General features: G+C 56.4%; 17 protein-coding genes. 14 read left to right on the top strand and 3 right to left on the bottom strand.

Going from position 1 to position 19,008, the window contains the following annotated elements; genetic code table 11:
- Nucleotides 1-7: 7 nt before the first annotated feature.
- Nucleotides 8-1,099 (bottom strand): chorismate synthase, encoded by a 1,092-nt coding sequence (gene aroC, locus EYC95_RS23490; RefSeq protein WP_131062445.1) that lies wholly within the window; start codon nucleotides 1,097-1,099, stop codon nucleotides 8-10.
- Between the two features lie 129 nt (nucleotides 1,100-1,228).
- Here aroC and EYC95_RS23485 point away from each other — a divergent pair, with 129 nt between their 5' ends.
- Nucleotides 1,229-2,182: an alpha/beta hydrolase gene (locus EYC95_RS23485; RefSeq protein WP_131062444.1), complete on the top strand. Its 954-nt coding sequence runs from the start codon at nucleotides 1,229-1,231 to the stop codon at nucleotides 2,180-2,182.
- A gap of 98 nt (nucleotides 2,183-2,280) precedes the next feature.
- On the top strand, nucleotides 2,281-3,072 hold the full coding sequence (locus EYC95_RS23480) for a hypothetical protein (protein WP_131062443.1): 792 nt from the start codon (nucleotides 2,281-2,283) through the stop codon (nucleotides 3,070-3,072).
- A gap of 121 nt (nucleotides 3,073-3,193) precedes the next feature.
- On the opposite strand, the gene prmB is transcribed toward EYC95_RS23480, so the two are convergent.
- Entirely contained in the window at nucleotides 3,194-4,102 is a 909-nt protein-coding gene (prmB, locus tag EYC95_RS23475; RefSeq protein WP_131062442.1) for a 50S ribosomal protein L3 N(5)-glutamine methyltransferase, read from the bottom strand.
- A 238-nt stretch (nucleotides 4,103-4,340) separates the two neighbouring features.
- Between prmB and EYC95_RS23470 the strand changes: the two genes are divergently transcribed.
- The 9 genes from EYC95_RS23470 to EYC95_RS23430 all read left to right on the top strand — a co-directional run bounded on the left by EYC95_RS23470 (nucleotide 4,341) and on the right by EYC95_RS23430 (nucleotide 15,502).
- Nucleotides 4,341-4,931, top strand: a complete 591-nt coding sequence (locus tag EYC95_RS23470) for a cysteine hydrolase family protein (RefSeq protein WP_131062441.1) — start codon at nucleotides 4,341-4,343, stop codon at nucleotides 4,929-4,931.
- Between the two features lie 129 nt (nucleotides 4,932-5,060).
- Complete coding sequence (locus EYC95_RS23465) at nucleotides 5,061-5,381, top strand: hypothetical protein (protein WP_010456650.1); 321 nt, start codon at nucleotides 5,061-5,063, stop codon at nucleotides 5,379-5,381.
- A gap of 86 nt (nucleotides 5,382-5,467) precedes the next feature.
- The gene (locus tag EYC95_RS23460) at nucleotides 5,468-6,025 is read left to right on the top strand and encodes a Smr/MutS family protein (RefSeq protein WP_131062440.1); all 558 of its coding nucleotides are present in this window, start codon (nucleotides 5,468-5,470) and stop codon (nucleotides 6,023-6,025) included.
- Nucleotides 6,026-6,102: 77 nt separating this feature from the next.
- Nucleotides 6,103-6,648 (top strand): GTP cyclohydrolase I FolE, encoded by a 546-nt coding sequence (folE, locus tag EYC95_RS23455; RefSeq protein ID WP_003204506.1) that lies wholly within the window; start codon nucleotides 6,103-6,105, stop codon nucleotides 6,646-6,648.
- A 101-nt stretch (nucleotides 6,649-6,749) separates the two neighbouring features.
- Nucleotides 6,750-7,121 (top strand): glutathione S-transferase N-terminal domain-containing protein, encoded by a 372-nt coding sequence (locus tag EYC95_RS23450; RefSeq protein WP_131062439.1) that lies wholly within the window; start codon nucleotides 6,750-6,752, stop codon nucleotides 7,119-7,121.
- A gap of 397 nt (nucleotides 7,122-7,518) precedes the next feature.
- Complete coding sequence (locus EYC95_RS23445; protein ID WP_131062438.1) at nucleotides 7,519-8,868, top strand: NCS2 family permease; 1,350 nt, start codon at nucleotides 7,519-7,521, stop codon at nucleotides 8,866-8,868.
- 79 nt (nucleotides 8,869-8,947) lie between these two features.
- Nucleotides 8,948-9,577 carry a LysE family translocator gene (locus EYC95_RS23440; RefSeq protein ID WP_131062437.1) on the top strand — a complete coding sequence of 210 codons (630 nt, stop codon included), beginning with the start codon at nucleotides 8,948-8,950 and terminating at the stop codon, nucleotides 9,575-9,577.
- 208 nt (nucleotides 9,578-9,785) lie between these two features.
- Nucleotides 9,786-13,385: a calcium-binding protein gene (locus tag EYC95_RS23435; protein ID WP_131062436.1), complete on the top strand. Its 3,600-nt coding sequence runs from the start codon at nucleotides 9,786-9,788 to the stop codon at nucleotides 13,383-13,385.
- Between the two features lie 476 nt (nucleotides 13,386-13,861).
- Nucleotides 13,862-15,502 (top strand): hypothetical protein, encoded by a 1,641-nt coding sequence (locus EYC95_RS23430; RefSeq protein ID WP_256656991.1) that lies wholly within the window; start codon nucleotides 13,862-13,864, stop codon nucleotides 15,500-15,502.
- 155 nt (nucleotides 15,503-15,657) lie between these two features.
- Here the strand turns inward: EYC95_RS23430 and uraH are convergent, their stop codons facing one another.
- Complete coding sequence (gene uraH / locus EYC95_RS23425) at nucleotides 15,658-16,011, bottom strand: hydroxyisourate hydrolase (RefSeq protein WP_123409019.1); 354 nt, start codon at nucleotides 16,009-16,011, stop codon at nucleotides 15,658-15,660.
- Nucleotides 16,012-16,431: 420 nt separating this feature from the next.
- On the opposite strand from uraH, the gene puuE reads away from it, so the two are divergent.
- The 3 genes from puuE (at nucleotide 16,432) to alc (ending at nucleotide 18,954) form a co-directional block, all read left to right on the top strand.
- Nucleotides 16,432-17,358 (top strand): allantoinase PuuE, encoded by a 927-nt coding sequence (gene puuE / locus EYC95_RS23420; protein WP_131062434.1) that lies wholly within the window; start codon nucleotides 16,432-16,434, stop codon nucleotides 17,356-17,358.
- Nucleotides 17,355-17,870: a 2-oxo-4-hydroxy-4-carboxy-5-ureidoimidazoline decarboxylase gene (gene uraD, locus EYC95_RS23415; protein ID WP_131062433.1), complete on the top strand. Its 516-nt coding sequence runs from the start codon at nucleotides 17,355-17,357 to the stop codon at nucleotides 17,868-17,870. Before puuE ends, uraD begins: the two co-directional genes overlap by 4 nt.
- Nucleotides 17,871-17,958: 88 nt before the next feature.
- Nucleotides 17,959-18,954 (top strand): allantoicase, encoded by a 996-nt coding sequence (gene alc, locus EYC95_RS23410; protein WP_131062432.1) that lies wholly within the window; start codon nucleotides 17,959-17,961, stop codon nucleotides 18,952-18,954.
- Nucleotides 18,955-19,008 lie beyond the last annotated feature (54 nt).

Genomic DNA, 19,008 nt, shown 5'->3' with positions numbered 1-19,008 from the left:
TCAGCCATTAAAGCTGACCCAGCACCGGCGTGCTCACGCGCACGTCGGCATTCTGCCCGCGATGACGCAACAGGTGATCCATCAGCACAATGGCCATCATCGCTTCGGCGATCGGCGTGGCGCGGATGCCGACACACGGGTCGTGACGGCCCTTGGTGACCACTTCCACCGGGTTGCCATGAATGTCGATGGAGCGCCCTGGCGTGGTAATGCTCGACGTTGGCTTGAGGGCCAGGTGCGCAACGATCGGCTGACCGGACGAGATGCCGCCCAAAATGCCGCCCGCATTGTTGCTGAGGAAGCCTTCCGGGGTCATTTCGTCGCGGTGTTCGGTGCCGCGCTGGGCGACACTGGCGAAACCGGCGCCGATTTCCACGCCTTTGACCGCGTTGATGCTCATCAGCGCATGGGCCAGTTCGGCGTCGAGGCGGTCGAAGATCGGCTCGCCGAGGCCTGGCATCACGCCTTCGGCGACGACGGTGATCTTCGCGCCGACCGAATCCTGATCACGGCGCAACTGGTCCATATAGGCTTCCAGCTCCGGCACCTTGTCCGGGTCAGGGCTGAAGAATGCATTCTCTTCCACCGAATCCCAGGTCTTGAACGGGATTTCGATCGGGCCGAGCTGGCTCATGTAGCCGCGAATGACGATGCCCTGGGTGGCCAGGTATTTCTTGGCAATCGCGCCGGCGGCCACGCGCATGGCGGTTTCACGGGCGGAACTGCGTCCGCCACCGCGGTAATCGCGCTCGCCGTATTTGTGGTGATAGGTGTAATCGGCGTGGGCCGGGCGGAACAGATCCTTGATCGCCGAGTAGTCCTTGGACTTCTGGTCGGTGTTGCGAATCAACAGGCCGATGGAGCAACCGGTGGTGCGACCTTCGAACACGCCGGAGAGGATTTCGACCTCGTCGGCTTCCTGGCGTTGCGTGGTGTGGCGGCTGGTACCGGGCTTGCGGCGGTCCAGATCGCGCTGCAGATCCTCCAGGGAAATCTCCAGCCCCGGCGGGCAGCCGTCGACAATGGCGACCAACGCCGGACCATGGCTTTCGCCCGCGGTGGTGACAGTGAACAGCTTGCCGTAGGTATTGCCGGACATGCAGGACGCTCCGTGAAATGAACCTGAATACGTAATGCGCGCCAGTATACGCAGGCTACCCAAGTAGTTCATCCTCGAACCTTATGGGTGCCTGCGAGTCCAACCGGCATCTTTGTGAATGATGGCGTGATGATGCTGCGAGTTATAGCCTTGAGCCTTACCCTGTTTACCGGCTTTGTACAGGCCACTGTCCTGCAACGCCCGATCACGTTGAATACCGGCACCGGGGAGCTTTTCGGCTCTTTACTGCTGCCAAAATCAGACAAACCCGTGCCGGTTGTCCTGATCATTTCCGGCTCCGGTCCTACGGATCGTGACGGAAACAACCCCGACGGCGGACGCAACGACAGCCTCAAGCGACTGGCGTGGGTGCTGGCCAAACACAACATCGCCAGCGTGCGTTATGACAAACGCGGTGTGGCGGCGAGCCTCGCGGCGACGCCGGACGAACGCAATCTGTCGGTGGAGGCCTATGTGTCCGACGTCGAGGCCTGGGGCCGCAAGCTCAAAAGCGATCCGCGTTTTGGCCCGCTGATCCTTTTGGGCCACAGCGAAGGCGCCTTGATCGCCAGCCTCGCGGCGCCCAGCGTCGATGCCGCAGCGGTCATCTCCATGTCCGGCAGCGCCCGGCCGATCGATGAGGTGTTGCGTCAACAATTGAGCAATCGCCTGCCACCGCCACTGATGCTGCGCAGCAATGAACTGCTCGACAGCCTCAAGGCCGGTCACACCGACGACAACGTGCCGCCACAGTTGCAGGTGATTTTCCGCCCGAGCGTGCAGCCTTACCTGATCTCGCTGTTCCGCCAGGACCCGGCGGCGGCGTTCGCCAAATTGAAGATGCCTGCGCTGATTATTCAGGGCAGCAACGATATCCAGGTCGGCGTCGGTGATGCCAGGATGCTCAAGGCGGCCAAACCGGACGCCGAACTGGCGCTGATCGAAGGCATGAACCACGTCCTGCGCATCGTGCCCAACGACGTGAAACGGCAAATGGCCTCTTATAAGGATCCGCAATTGCCACTTGCCGCCGAACTTGGCGCGCGAATCCTCGGATTTATTGACGGACTTCGCACCAGTTAAGAGGGGTTCCCCTCCAGTCTTGAAAAAAACGGCCGATAAGCCTTTGTCGCCAGCGCTATAGCTGGCGACGAGCAGAGCTTGGACAGGATCTCGCCGTTATGACTGATAACCAGACTTCACCCGACACGACCGCTGAAAAAGACGCACCGCCAGCGGTCGAGCTGCCGTGGGCGGACGTCCACGTCGAGCACCACAAGATGCTCCGTCTGGCGCCGCTGCAAACCGACCGCAATACCGGTGGGCGGCCACTGCGCTTTGTCGAATTCGGTTACGCCGACCGCAACAGCAAGGAACACAGCCTGATGCGCATGAGCATCAAGCTGCCCGGCCAGCGCGTGCGCAAAGAGCAGAATCATCTGGACGTGTGGGTCAATCACACCACCAAACGTGTGCATTTCGAGCCCGAAAGCGGCTTGCAGATTGAGCCGATGAACCGTGGCATCGGCCGGTTCATGGCCACCCAAGGGATCACCTGGGCGAAAAAGCGCTGGCCCGGCTACACCGTCGACGGCACCGATCTGAATAATAAAGATGCGTTGAACGAAGACACGCGCCTGCGTCGCGATCACTTTCTGAAGGCGCACGGTTTTGAGGTGGTCTACGCCGACGCCCAGCATTTGAAAGGCAGCGTCAAAGAAGTACGGGTCGAAGACCTGCTAGGTGACTGGAACACTGAAAAGCTGCAACTGGTGGAGATCCTCGAAGCGGCGCAGATGCTTCAGCAGGCCGAGCAGAATCTGGCCGAGCAGGAAGTGAAGCTGAAGAAGCACGAAGAGAAGGTCAGCAAGTACAAGCGTGAAGACGCCGGGCTGCGCTTTACCATTACGTGTCTGGTGGCGTTTGCGATGTTTCAGGCAGGGTTGTTGATCTGGATTGCTACGAACCGCTAATGGCTGATCGTTCCCACGCTCTGCGTGGGAATGCAGCCCGGGACGCTCCGCGTCCCCAAGAGCGGACGCAGAGCGTCCATTGAGGCATTCCCACGCAGAGCGTGGGAACGATCATTGCGGGTTAAACGCGAGAGGCGAACAGCGCCTGATGATCGCGGCACTGCTCCGCGGTCAGCATGAACACACCATGCCCGCCGCGCTCGAAATCGAGCCAGGCGAAGTCGACCTCCAGGTACAACGCCTCGACGTGGACCTGGCTGTTGCCCACCTCAACAATCAGCAAGCCCTTCTCGGTCAAATGATCCGCCGCTTCGGCGAGCATCCGTCGCACCAGATTCAAACCATCATCACCGCAAGCCAGACCCAGCTCGGGTTCGTGCTGATATTCATCCGGCATGTCGGCGAAATCTTCCGCATCGACGTAAGGCGGGTTCGACACGATCAGGTCGAAACGCTGCCCCGGCAGACCATCAAACCCATCCCCCTGAACGGTGTAGACCCGCTCATCAACGCCATGGCGCTCAATGTTCTGGTTGGCGACTTCCAGCGCTTCGAACGACAGATCCGCCAGCACCACTTCGGCGTTCTGGAATTCATAGGCGCAGGCAATACCAATGCAGCCGGAACCGGTGCACAGGTCGAGAATCCGCACAGGCTCGGAACCCAACCATGGCTCAAAACGTTTTTCGATCAACTCGCCAATCGGTGAACGCGGGATCAGCACACGCTCGTCGACGATGAACGACATACCACAAAACCACGCTTCGCCCAGCAGGTAAGCAGTCGGAATGCGTTCTTCGATGCGGCGCTTGAGCATGCGTTGCAATTTGACCAACTCGTCGTCTTCAAGATTGCAGTCGAGGTAGCTGTCGGCGATTTCCCACGGCAAGTGCAAGGCACCCAACACCAGTTGACGGGCTTCGTCCCAGGCGTTGTCGGTCCCATGGCCGAAAAACAGATCCTCCCCATGGAAGCGGCTGACGGCCCAACGGATATGGTCACGCAGGGTACGAAGGCGGGAAGTGATCACGGGGGTAAACTCCAGAAAAAACGACTGGCGATTCTAACAGCCAAAACGCGCCACGACGACGCAGGAAAACAGCGGATCAGATGTAGGACATATCCATTTTTGCTGTTGGCTATTGAACAAAACCTGCACCTTGACAAGGCTGCACGCCAACAACGACGGCGTCTACGATAGTAGCGATTCACAGAACCGCTCAGCCAGAGGACAATGTCGCAAAAGCCCCACTCCAAGGAGCCCCAGAATGTCCGTTCCAAAAACGATGTTTCAACTCAGCGGCCGCGGTTATGCAGCAGCCAATCTGGGTCATGCGACCCTTGTCATCATCGATGCCCAGAAAGAATACCTCAGCGGCCCGCTGGCCCTGAGCGGCATGGATGCTGCCGTCGCGAACATCAAGCAACTGGTGGCCGCTGCCCGTGCAGCCGGTCGTCCGATCGTGCATGTGCGTCATCTCGGCACCGTCGGCGGGCTGTTCGATCCCCAGGGCGAACGCGGTGAGTTCATCACGGGCCTGGAGCCACAGGCGGACGAAACCATCATCGGCAAACTGCTGCCGAGTGCGTTTCATGGCACCCAATTGTACGATCGGCTGCAAGAGCTCGGCTCCCTGGATCTGATCGTCTGCGGTTTCATGAGCCACTCCAGTGTCAGCACTACCGTGCGTGCGGCAAAGAACCTGGGCTTTCGCTGCACCCTGGTCGAAGACGCCTGCGCGACTCGCGATTTGCCCTACAAAGGTGGCGTACTCACTGCCGAGCACGTTCAACAGACCGAAATGGCGATCATGGCGGACAACTTCGCCACCCTCGCGCTCACTCATGAACTGATCTGATAGGCCTCGAGAGCGGCCAATACCGCCGTTCATCCGCTAAAGCCTCTCATTTGCTGCAATTGACTTAGCCTCAGGAACATCCCGGACAACTCCCGGTCGAAGGGCCGATACCCATTGAGGAAGGTCGGAATGAAGTTATCCGATGGTTTTGACGCTCGCCGCTTGCGGCCCAAGGGCCAACGCAATTGGCGTTTTCGATTCGGCGCAGCCTTTGCTGCCTTGCTGGCGACGTGCGGTGTGTTGCTGGCAATGGCCGGTGCCGCCAGCCTGCTGGGCCGTCCCCCGGCCTTGGGCGAGTTGAATGCCAGCCCGCTGGGCTCGGCGATCATTCTGGCGGTTGGCCTGTTCGTGCTCTACATCGGTGTGTGGTTGTGGCGTCGCTGCCGTCGCCGCTCGCGCCAGTCGCGAGAGCTGAACATGTCTCCGCACCTGATGAAAAAACACGATTGAATAAAGGCCCGGCATTTTGGCGGGCCTCAATTGTTATGGATAGCGCCTCGACTTGGGTAAACTGGCCGCCCTTCGCGGAGGCTGACATGCAAGACGACGATTTTTCCCTGTTCAAAAGTGCGATCCAAGGCGTCAAGCCGATCAAGCACGATCGCGCCGAAACCGGCAAACCCAAGGCCGACCGCGCGCAAATCGCCAAGCTGCGCCAAGCCGCGACCGTTCGCACCGATGCCACCACCGTTGATGGTCTGTCCGATCAGTTCGTCATCGACGTCGGCCCGGAAGACGAGTTGATGTGGGCACGTGACGGGGTTCAGGAAAGCCAGATGCGCAAGCTCAAGATCGGACAGATTCCGTTCGAAGGCAGCCTCGACCTGCATGGCATGACGGTGGAAAAAGCCCGGGAAACCCTCTGGGCGTTTCTGGCCGAAGCGACCAAATTCGAAATCCGCTGCGTGCGCGTCACCCACGGCAAAGCCGTGCGTCTGGACGGCAAGCGACCGATGATCAAAAGCCACGTCAACACGTGGTTGCGTCAGCACTCACAGGTACTCGGCTTCACTTCGTGCCAACCGAAACACGGCGGGGCTGGCGCGGTTTATGTGATGCTCAAACGGACCATGATGGAAGGCCGAGACGAGTAAACCTGTCGCATCACGCTTGCAGCGCCGTGTTTGCCACCGTACCCTTGCCCTTTGCGAAAATCCCCACAGGTAGTTTCATGTCCCTGGAACAGAATTACACGGCCATCCTTGGTCAACTTGGCGAGGACGTCTCCCGCGAGGGCCTGCTCGACACGCCAAAGCGTGCCGCCAAAGCCATGCAGTACCTTTGCCGCGGCTATGAACAGACACTGGAAGAAGTCACCAACGGTGCCTTGTTCAGCTCCGACAACAGCGAAATGGTGCTGGTCAAGGACATCGAGCTCTACTCGTTGTGCGAACACCACCTGCTGCCGTTTATCGGCAAGGCGCACGTCGCTTACATTCCGAGCGGCAAAGTGTTGGGCCTGTCGAAAGTCGCGCGAATCGTCGATATGTACGCTCGCCGCCTGCAGATCCAGGAAAACCTCAGCCGCCAGATCGCCGATGCGGTCCAGCAAGTTACCGGCGCCCTGGGCGTTGCGGTGGTGATCGAAGCCAAGCACATGTGCATGATGATGCGCGGTGTGGAGAAACAGAATTCGTCGATGATCACGTCGGTGATGCTGGGTGAGTTCCGCGAAAACGCCGCCACCCGGAGCGAGTTTCTCAGCCTGATCAAGTAATTTGCAGCACGAAGAAAACCGGCGTTCATCGCCGGTTTTTTTTCGCCTGTGAAAAATCAGGTAAGCTGCGCGCCTTCCGTTCGCCCTGTGAGGCTTATTCCGTGTTCGTAAAAGCGCTTCGTGTCGGCCTTGGCCAACTGATCATCTTCATCGATTTCCTTACCCGCCCCGGCAAAAAGCAGCGCCCTGCCGAGGTCCAGGCTCAGGTCAACACGGCTGCCAAGGACCTGACCCTGTATCAGTTCCACGCCTGCCCGTTCTGCGTGAAAACCCGCCGCACCCTGCGCCGCTTGAACGTACCGGTGGCGCTGCGCGATGCGAAGAACAACGAACAGGACCGCCAGGCCCTGCTGGAGCAAGGCGGCAAGATCAAGGTTCCGTGCCTGCGCATTGAAGAGAACGGGCAGACCACCTGGATGTATGAATCCAAGGTGATTATTGATTATCTGGATAAGCGGTTTGCGGCGGCCTGATACATTTGGGTTGTTTGAGCTGACGCCATCGCGAGCAAGCTCGCTCCCACATTTGGAATGCAATCAACTGTGGGAGCGAGCTTGCTCGCGATGAGGCCAGCGTCAACATTGCAAATCCCGAACAGAAAAAACCGGCCGTTCGCCGGTTTTTTTCGCCCGCACACCGGCGATAGACTGCTCGCGAAGGCATCCCTCCCGGCGATATATCCCTATTGCCAATCTTTTCGTCTACAAAACCAAAAACATTATTTGCTTTATTTGTATACAAAAGCATAATCCACTTCGTGCGAGTTCCTGACCAGCTGGTCAACAAACTCGCAAGTGCCTCAAAGGGCCGCTGCCACCCTCATGGGTCCGGCCCTGGAAATAACAATAAAACTCTTGAGGAGTATTCGCTGTGGAAAGCCGCAAATCCGAAGCCCCGACGCTGGAACTCTCGCCGCCGTTACGCAATGGCTTGCTTGAGCGCATTTTCAAACTCAGCTTGCATGGCACCACGGTGAAGACCGAGCTGATTGCCGGTCTGACAACCTTCATCACCATGGCCTACATCATCTTCGTCAACCCCAACATCATGGCCGATGCCGGGATCGATCATGGTGCCGCGTTCGTCGCGACCTGCATCGCTGCTGCGCTGGGTTGCCTGTTGATGGGCCTTTACGCGAACTGGCCGGTTGGCCTGGCGCCGGGCATGGGTTTGAACGCGTTCTTCACCTACACCGTGGTCGGCACCATGGGCTATAACTGGGAAACCGCCCTTGGCGCGGTGTTTGTTTCCGGTGTGTTGTTCATGTTCCTGACCTTTTCGCGGATTCGCGAATGGTTGCTCAACAGCATCCCAGTGAGTTTGCGTTATGCCATGGGCGCCGGAGTGGGTCTGTTTCTAGGGTTGATCGGCCTGAAAACCGCCGGCATCGTCGTCGATAGCCCGGCCACCCTGATCAAGCTCGGCTCCCTGCGCGAGCCCGGTCCACTGCTGGCCGCCATCTGCTTTTTGATGATCGCCGTGCTCAGCTACCACAAAGTGTTCGGTGCGATTCTCATCAGCATCATCACAGTGACTCTCGCGGGCTGGGGTCTGGGCCTTGTCCACTACGAAGGCATCATGTCTGCCCCGCCAAGTTTGGCGCCCACCTGGATGGCCATGAACGTTGCCGGCGTGTTCAACGTCAGCATGATCAGCGTAGTGCTGGCCTTCCTCTTTGTGCACATGTTCGACACCGCCGGCACCCTGATGGGCGTCGCCCAACGCGCCAACCTGGTGAACGCTGACGGCCGGATCGAAAACCTCTCTCGCGCCATGAAAGCCGACAGTGCTTCCAGTGTATTTGGTGCGGTGGTCGGCGTGCCTCCTGTAACGAGTTACGTGGAAAGTGCCGCTGGCGTAGCTGCGGGTGGTCGGACTGGTCTTACCGCCGTGACCGTAGGTGTGCTATTTATTGCCGCCATGTTCTTCGCCCCGCTGGCCGGCATGATTCCCGCTTACGCCACCGCCGGCGCACTGATTTACGTGGCAATGCTGATGATGGGCGGCATGGCGCACATCGAATGGGACGAAGCGACCGACAGCATTCCGGCGATCGTTACCGCGATCATGATGCCGCTGACCTTCTCGGTCGCCGATGGCATCGCGCTGGGTTTTATCACTTATGTGGTGCTGAAGGCCTTCACCGGTAAGCACAAGGACATTTCCGTCAGTCTGTGGGTGCTGTGCGCGATCTTCATCGCCAAGTTTATTTTCTTGTAAGCCGTCTACGTTTCAAAAACAGTGTTTCAAAACAGCCTCACCCCGTCGGGTGGGGCTTTTGCATAAATGGAGGAAAGTGATGAGTCTGGAAACCTGGCTGCTGTTCAGCGGCGCTGCGCTGGTGGTGATCCTGATCCCGGGCCCCCTGTCTTTGCTGATGATCAGCAACAGTCTGAATTACGGTTTGCGCCGTTCTTACCCGGCGTTCTTGGGTGGCGTGATTGCCTCGATTTGCTTGCTCAGTGCCTCGGCGCTGGGTCTGGGCGCCCTGCTGCTGGCATCGGAACAGCTGTTCAGCGCACTGAAAATCGTCGGCGCGCTGTACCTGTTCTACCTCGCCTGGCAGAGCTGGCAGCAATCGCGTCAGCCATCGGTGGGCGCTGAAGTGCCCCAAGCGGCGCCGGTGCCGCGTTTTCGTGCACTGTTCGGGCGGGCATTCGTACTAGGCGCGAGCAATCCGAAAGACATTTTGTTTTTTGCTGCTTTCCTGCCGCAGTTTTTGAGTGCCGAGCAACCGTTTCTGCCGCAGTTGCTGGTGATGATTGCGACCTGGACCGTGCTGGATCTACTGTGCAAGTTGGCTTATGGGCTGGGTGCTCATGGTGCGGCCAAGTATTGGCGCAGTGGCAAGGGACAAAGTTGGTTTAACCGGGTGAGCGCAGGACTCTTCAGTGGAGCAGGTGCTGCCTCCCTATTAAGCAATCACTAGTCGGATAACATCTAACCCCCAAGCCTCATCTCAATTAGGTTCTATTGACACCGCCACACTAAGAATTGTTTGCCAAGGACGGCAACAATTCAACCCTGCCTCGTAACAACCCGCAACACGCGATATAAATATATATATTTGCCGCTTCAGAACTCCCCCTAACATGGCGATGCGACTTCGCACACAACGCCTGGACAAGGAAGTTCTTATGGCAATCGTTTTCCAATCACCCAACACCGATCAATATAACGCCGTCGAAGTTACGGACATTGACCTGCACGCCAATGAATATACACCGTCCACCATCGATTTCGAAAAGGAAAGCGTCACCTCGGCCCCTAAAGATACAAATGCCAATAAAAGTCAGCTCCGTGTTGTAGATGAGCTTTTCGGTCCTATCAAGATTGGCACCCATTCGATCACCCGATGTGCACTGGATGCACTGGGTGCAACATCAAACGGTCAACGGCTGAACGGTAAAAATACGTTCTTCCGACATCCCAGGCGGTCTTTTGTCAATTCCTTGCAGTTTGATCCTTCGTCTATTGAAGCCCGTATGCGCTCTACCGGCACAAAAGACGATTACACACTGCCTTCATTACTTTTTGAGATGGCGACCCAGCGTCCGCTAACGGCTCCCGCCCTGATAAGCGCCAATACTGACACGCACGCCGATCCAGAACAGCATCGACATAAACTGGGTAAACTTCTGAAATCGGCACAGAAGCTTGATATACGCCACGCGCACTTGTCCAAAAGCACACCTCACTGGGTGAACCGGATCAAGAGTAGCAGCATGGTCAGTATGGGAGCCGGACTTCAAGCCTTTGGCATATATAGCGGCCTGCGTGGACTGCAAGACGCCATTGCCCGGAAAGATCAAGGCGAGATCGTATTCAATAGCCTCAGCATTTCAGCAGAAGTTACTTCGCTAGCCGTCGAAGTCGCTGTCACGAAACAAGCAAAATACATGATTGAGGCAGGGCAAAAAGCCTACAAGGATTTTGCCAAAACCAGCTTCGGCGTTCGTCTAGGCCGGGGTGCGGGTCTGATCACCAGCGCACTGACATTGCCCTTCGATGTCATCTCCGCGGTTAAATCCTTTAATAACGCAGCGGCAGCGACAGGCAAAGAATCCATGGATCACTACGTCAGCGCAGGCTTGAGCGTGACCAGCGCGGCAATGACATTAATTTTGGGGGCCGCTGCGTTGGCTGGCTTCTCCTTTATCGGGCCAGTGGGGTTGGCAGCCGGACTTCTTCTGGTCGCAGGTTCCCAGGTCTATGCGGCGGTACGCGTCGTCGACGATATCGATGATTACATCGAACTCACTACCCATGAACGCCTGCGTACAGGCTGGTTCGCCTTCTGGGGAATAAGTCCCGACGAAGACATTCAAACTCGCCACGCGATTGCCAAATCAACCGTTGAACATTCGAGGTTATTACAAGCGACTGCGCGAAAATTACTGGAAGGTAAGTTAAAGGACACCACGGAGATCATTGTAAATGGCAAGTTTCAGGTAGAGCTCAAGCCGACCCAAGTAACCAGCTTCGATTGGGATGCTCAGCAATACACTTATAAAACCGTCCCGAAACCGTATGTTATTGACAGTAACGACACTATTGATGCGCGCGACGGAGTGACCGCGGACATGCCAGGCGCGGAATTCGGAACGCCAGGAGAGAACAAAGGCGCGGTATGGTTTATTGGTGGCGGAAACGACACCATTAATGGCATTGAAAAAAAGCCCAACAGATTCTATTACGCCGCAGGCATCAAGCATCTGACCGGGGGTGAAAAAGATGATGAATTCATCTTCGAGGGCGCCGCAGACCTCCTCAAAAACGGCCCAAAGGACCCACTACCCACTACATTGAAAGGCGGCCTTGGCAACGACACGTTGACAATCACCGGTAACTACCCTGAGCGTAACAAGCAACGATTCGGATATGTCATCGATTTGAACGATGGGCGGCTGTCTATCATCACCCACGACCAGACCAACGACAGCCGCTTTAATTATCGACACACGCTTTTAGAGGGCATTGAAAACGCAGAAACCTTGGCCGGCGCGGAAAACAAGGTCATAGGTACAGACGGACCGAACATAATCAAGTCTCGGGGTCGCGATACCATTGAGGCGGGCGCCGGGGATGATCAAATCTACCTTCTGAACAATCATGGTTCCGCATCCGGCGGCCCCGGAAAGGATCACTATGCTGTTGCGCATAAACCCGGCAACGTATTTATTACTGAGGATGGTGTAGACGAGAGTGTCATTGCGCTTGACTGGAGAATGGACCTGATAAAAAGCTGGAAGATAGAAAAACAGTCGCTGGTCATCACCTCAGGATTTGATCTCAACGACCTCAGCGAACGGGATATCTACATCAAGGGTGTCTACAAAATTGTCAACAACCAACGGCAACTACAGAATGGAAAACTGACTTTCATTACAAAGGACGGATTTCATTTGATGCCTGAATTCCCTGAAACCATTAACACCGATGACCCGCGTGACATTGCAGCCGTGGTCACTCAACAAGGCATCATTCAAAATCCGATCATTCTCTACAATGGTGAATCCACGATCGCGCACGACAAAGACAAGAACTACTGTATTTCGCGAATCAATGAACATACCACGCTTAGAGTAAAGCAACGAAGCACAAACACGTTGACCACCGTTTATATTGATTACGCCAATCATGAACTGACACGAATCGAGGCATACTACAACGTAGACCTGATGCGTCAACGTGATTTCGACCGCATCCTGTATAAGGAATGCGGCCTGACTTTTCACTTTGACCGTAAGCGGTTGACTATCAAGAACCTGGCCAGTTCTATCTGGAGTGGAGACCAAAGAATCACGAGCCGACTAACGCGCCCCGACAAGACGTTGAACCAACATTTCATTCTGATCATGAACGATGGCGTTTCTTATCGGGTCAACCAACCCTCCTTACCCGATACAGCATTTTCAAACGATCAGTTTGAGATAAACGGCCCGATGGAGCGAACCAGGGAGGTGCCATTGCCGTTAGAGGCCAGAGATGGAAAGCATGTCTACCATCAACCCTTCGATAATGACGCTCATCAGCTGGGCAACCAAGAGAAATGCGTCAAACTTATCTCTTACCCCGAGCAAACGGCTATCGAGAACCTGGTCGGAGACGGCTCGACGTACCTTGTTCACCTCGGTTCCGAAATGACGTTACGCATTTCAACGCCAGGTGCACGCGCGAACGCAACCATCAAATCACAGTCGGCGTCTACCTGGGAATTCGACGCAACGGGCCTCGCCTACACCAGGATCAAACTGGTGGACAACCACTTGCTGATTGGACACGCCGTAATTCATCTACCGCAATACAACGACCCTCAAGATCTGACAGATCAAATACGTGTGATCACTCCAAACGGCGCTATTTACAAAGTCGATCTTGATTTTGACGAGGTGTACATTGACTCACTCGACGGCAGGTACTTTAAAAACCACCTTCCGAACGAAGCAGCAATAGCGGCAGAAATGACATCACTAAAAATGGAAGACATCGCTGTTCGACATATAGCAATGAAAGACAGCACGGTCGGCACGCTGTCTTACAATCTGTCGAAACGTCACTGGATACTTGATTCAGACAAATCCCGTACTGTCCATTACGCCGACCTGGTGCCTCTGAACCGGTGCGCGCACCAACTGCAACATTGCTACGAATTGATGGAGTCCGGCACCACTTCCTCCCCTCCTGTAAGCGCCGCCAACCTGCGAATTCTTTTAGACGCCTGCAAAACCTTTTAGAACATACCCAAAAAATCATCACCATTAGTCCAACTTTTGAGCAGAAGTCTTTTGTTGCAAATACCGTTTCAACCCATACATATTTATTGCACTTCAAAATCCAAATTCACCAAAACTTGAGACTGTGATGTCTGGGGCCGTACACGTTCACGCGCCCTACTGACAGCCAACAACTTCCTCGTCATCTTCAGGTGCACTTCCTGACTAGGACATTCAGCAGAATATTTATCGGAACCATTGTCATGGCCAGACCACCAAAAAGGACCTCAACCTCCAATACACCTGACACTTCAGCGACACCTCCAAGATCTTCGTCAGGAGATAATCGGGTACGAGGTGGCAGGCCTCTGGGCGACGGAGGGCCTGTTTCCGACACGAATGTATCAAGTACGTCACCCGATATCGTCTCTCGTCAGCCTATCGTCATCACCGACATGCCGGTTAACGCTGCAAGCGCCGCCGAGACCGCTACCAACATGATTTCCTGGCCTCGAAACCAGGTTGATCAACTATTCAGGATCGACGAAACCGGGCTTTTCATGAGTAGCCGGCAACAGCTTTACGCTGATATTGGACCGGAAGGCATTTTTCTGATCAGAGCAAACGCAAAAGGTGATTACCAAGTCCCCTTCCCTTTTGCGCCTGGCCAGGCAGGGCCGATTCTCAGGAAAATTCCTGGCCAGCCACAGTGGAGAATAGTCCGAGAGGGCCGGGTTCCGATGGCAATTGCACCGACGAGGCCAGAGACGCTGGAGATCATTCCCCGGCATTTAGCCGACAAGCTGTCAAAACCAGATACAGACGGGATCCGCTACGACAAGTTGAAGAGAACCTATGTTGACCTTGCGGACGGAGGCACCGTCATGATCCGCAAAAATGCCGGCGGGGATTATCAGGCGACCTCAGCGATCGAATTGATTCCTTCTGGCCCGGTACTCGAAAGCATTGAAGGGATGACACTTTGGCAACGTAAAGCCCCCATCACCGCAGCTTTAGGCGAAAGCCCCCAAATGGCCGGCCATCAGCTGCTACCAGACGCCGAAGATGCCGGTCCGGGCCCGAGCAAGCGCCCTCGCCTGGATGAAAATGTCGATGCGTACCATGCGGAAGCAGGCGCCAACCATAATGCTTCAACCTTGAATAGAAACCCGTACTTGTGGGCATCCTGGGGAAAAACAACCAAACCTGAATCGGTGGAATCCGTACAGATTGGTCAGCTCCATTACCACATCGTACCAAAGGGGCCACTGGCCGATCGGCTACCCATCGTTTTCCTTCAACACCCGGAATTTGCGCCATCCCGCTTCGAGGTATTCGAACGCATGTTGCACGAAGCACCCTCATTGCAGCCTGTAGCCACTAGCCACCACGCAGGCACAAATACTCGAAAAGTTGACGGCGCTGTTCGTCTCTTCGAGAAAACACTCACACACCATGTCGCGGATGCATTCAAGGGTTTCACCGAACCCACATCGCGCGCCGTTGCAAAGCGATTATTTGAGCTTTCCAGTGGATCGGAGGAAATCAACGGCGGCGGGTTGGCCTCCATGATGCAAACATTCCGCTACTGGGAGGGGAAATCGACCATCGGCGTCAAAGGACTCGGCGATCCGCTGGATATATTGCCTGTCGCTTCCGGCAGTGACGGCCCGCGGAGGATAGTCCCTTTGCACTCTCCGGAATCCGTGGTGCACTTGCAGCAGTTGAACTTCAAACCCGAGAGCGCCCCTGCCTGGAGGGATTACACAGAGCGGCCCACCGAACCGGGCCAACTGCCGTTATTGCTCGCCTCGATACTGGGCCGCAGCAATTACAAGGTCTTCCTTCCTGCAAACGTGGACAACGTCAAGCTCCCCCCGCCAACGCTGGTATTTAACAGACCCAATCACAACAAGGTCTATTTTTTGAAACTGGGACGTGTGGAGACTAACGCGATTGAAATCACACCGCCGCGCGCGCCAGAGCTTGCAGACCCTATGCTGAGCGCGCGAATTGGCGTCGAAGCCCACCAGTTGCTGCTTGCCGCTGATGCGCGTGGTGATGTGGTATGGCTAATAGGCGGCGTCCAGCACCTACCCGCTGGAAGTCCTTCAGTTTTCATCATCAAGGAACGCTGATTGAGAAACGCGTGCACCTCGCAGTCGGCTCACGAGGTGCAACCCAATGTACTTGCTCAAACAACAAGCAAAAAAAAGCCCGCAGTGTGGGCGGGCGAAAGACCAAAGAAGCTATATGCGCAGTCGCTTCCAGGTTGAGGCAGCTGCTTGGGGGATCAGCTGCCGCGGTACGTGGAATAGCTGTACGGCGAAATCAGCAACGGCACGTGATAGTGATCCTGTTCCGCAGAGATGCCAAAGCGCAGCACCACCACATCCAGGAACGCAGGCGTAGGCAGCTGAACGCCACGGGCGCGGTAGTAATCGCCCGCATGAAACTGAACCTGATAGACCCCGGAACGGTAGTCATCGCCTTGCAGCAGCGGTGCATCGACACGGCCGTCGCTGTTGGTGATCGCGCTGGCGACCAATTCCAGCTGCGAGCCTTCAACGCGGTACAACTCGACCTTGATCGAGCTGCCCGGGCAACCGTGTGCAGCGTCCAAAACGTGTGTAGTCAAACGTCCCATTGATTCTGCGCGTCTGCCTGCGTGGAGCAGTCAGACCTCGCGCCTCCCGAAGTCAGTTGAAAAGGAGACCGCACCGATTCGGAGCACGAAACGCTGCGGCGAGCGACTGATTAAGACACTTTTCAAAAAAATTGTACACAATAAAAACGACATTTTTCCAGTAAGCACTGCCATTCAAGGATTCCCGGCGAATCTGACGCCAAACCATACTATCAGAGGACCTTCCATCCATTAGCTGACCAATTGGGCAGGTTTCTTGCAATAACATGTGAAGATGACAGTTCATCAAAAATGCAAAAATTCAGGCTTACAAAGTGGATATAAAGTTGTATACAATCAGCCCATCGCTGTGACGCCAGCCTGTCTTCCCACTTCCAGGCACGCCACACAATCTGTCAACGAATAAGAAGGAAGACTGCAGTGAGCGCTGACTACCCACGCGACCTGATCGGTTACGGCAGTAACCCTCCTCACCCACACTGGCCGGGCAATGCCCGCATCGCCTTGTCCTTCGTGCTCAATTACGAAGAAGGCGGCGAGCGCAACATCCTGCACGGCGATAAAGAATCCGAAGCCTTCCTTTCGGAGATGGTCTCGGCGCAGCCGCTGCAAGGCGCGCGTAACATGAGCATGGAATCCCTTTACGAGTATGGCAGCCGTGTCGGCGTCTGGCGGATTCTGAAACTGTTCAAGGAATTCGACATTCCGCTGACTATCTTCGCCGTGGCCATGGCCGCCCAGCGTCACCCGGACGTGATCCGCGCGATGGTCGAGGCCGGCCACGAGATCTGCAGCCACGGTTATCGCTGGATCGACTACCAGTACATGGACGAAGCGCAGGAACGCGAGCACATGCTCGAAGCGATCCGCGTGCTGACCGAAATCACCGGTGAACGCCCGCTGGGCTGGTACACCGGCCGCACCGGCCCGAATACCCGCCGGCTGGTGATGGAAGAAGGCGGTTTCCTCTACGACTGCGACACCTACGACGACGACCTGCCCTACTGGGAACCGAACAACCCGACCGGCAAACCGCACCTGGTGATCCCGTACACGCTGGACACCAACGACATGCGCTTCACCCAGGTCCAGGGTTTCAACAAGGGCGACGATTTCTTTGAATACCTCAAAGACGCATTCGACGTGCTTTACGCTGAAGGCGCCGAAGCACCGAAGATGCTGTCGATCGGCCTGCACTGCCGCCTGATCGGCCGTCCGGCGCGTCTGGCCTCACTCAAGCGCTTTATCGAATACGCTAAAAGTCATGAACAGGTGTGGTTCAGCCGTCGCGTCGACATCGCTCGCCACTGGCACGAAACCCATCCGTACCAAGGGGCCGCAAAATGAGCCGCTTTCAAACCCTGCAACCGTCGACCCTGAGCCGCGACGCTTTCGTCAAAGCCTTCGCCGACATCTACGAACATTCGCCATGGGTGGCCGAGAAGGCCTTCGACCTGGGCCAGGACGCGTCGATCGACGAGATCGAAACCCTGCACCAGCGCATGAGCGATATCCTGTTGAGCGCCGATCACGAAAGCCAACTGGCCCTGATCAACGCTCACCCGGACCTGGCCGGCAAAGCCGCCGTCCAGGGCCAACTGACCGAAGCCAGCACCCATGAACAGGCTGGCGCCGGTATTCACCAATGCACGGCCGAAGAGTTTTCTCGCTTCACCGAGCTGAACGACGCCTACAAGGCCAAGTTCAAGTTTCCCTTCATCATGGCGGTAAAAGGCAGCAACCGGCATCAGATCCTCGCGGCGTTCGAAACGCGCATTCACAATTCGGCGGACATCGAATTCAAATGCGCGCTGGCGCAGATCAACAAGATCGCCCTGTTCCGATTACTGACCCTATAGCGAGCCTTGCCCGAGTGTTCTTAAACGCGAAAAGCACCCAGGGCACTGCAAGCATCCCAAGCCAACTAATTAAAGGCAGACAAGAAGAATGAAAGCTTACGCCGTACCTTTCGAGAAGTTCGTCAACCTGGCCGACGCCCGTCTGGGCACCAAAATCATCTCGGTCACCGATGACTGGTTCGCTGATGCCAACCGCCTGTTCCAGCCGACCCCGGCTGTGTGGAAGGAGGGCGTGTTCGATGACAACGGCAAGTGGATGGACGGCTGGGAGTCGCGCCGCAAGCGCTTCGAAGGTTACGACAGCGCCGTGATCCGCCTGGGCGTACCGGGTTCGATCAAAGGCGTGGACATCGACACTTCATTCTTCACCGGCAACTTCCCGCCATCGGCCTCCCTGGAAGCGTGCTTCCTGGCCTCGGGCGAGCCGGACGAAAGCACCCAGTGGACTGAAGTGCTGTCGGCCGTCGAGCTGCAAGGCAACAGCCACCACTTCCACGAAATCAACAACGACCAGGCGTTCAGTCACCTGCGCTTCAACATCTACCCGGATGGTGGCGTGGCCCGTCTGCGTGTTTACGGTATTCCGTTCCGCGACTGGTCCGCGGTTGGCGACAACGAACAGGTTGACCTGGCTGCAGCGCTGAACGGCGGCCGCGCCCTCGCCTGCTCCGACGAACACTTCGGGCGCATGAGCAACATCCTCAACCCGGGCCGTGGCATCAACATGGGCGACGGCTGGGAAACGGCACGTCGTCGCACGCCAGGCAATGACTGGGTCATTGTCGCGCTGGGTCACGCCGGCGAGATCGAAAAAGTCATCGTCGACACCCTGCATTTCAAGGGCAACTACCCAGACACTTGCTCGATCCAGGGTGCGTTCGTGAAGGGCGGCACCGACAGCCAGATCGAAACCCAATCGCTGTTCTGGCGCGAATTGCTGCCGGCGCAGAAACTGGAAATGCACGCCGAACACACCTTCGCCGAGCAGATCAAGGCCCTGGGGCCGATCACCCACATCCGCCTCAATGTGTTCCCGGATGGTGGTGTGAGCCGCTTGCGCGTTTTGGGCAAGGTCGCTAAATAAGCGCCGAACCCTTCGCGGGCAAGCCTCGCTCCTACAAGGATGACGCTAACCCTG

It is taken from the genome of Pseudomonas sp. BGI-2, from assembly GCF_004310295.1.
Taxonomy (GTDB): Bacteria; Pseudomonadota; Gammaproteobacteria; order Pseudomonadales; family Pseudomonadaceae; genus Aquipseudomonas.
This window is presented reverse-complemented; position numbering and strand designations above follow the sequence as displayed.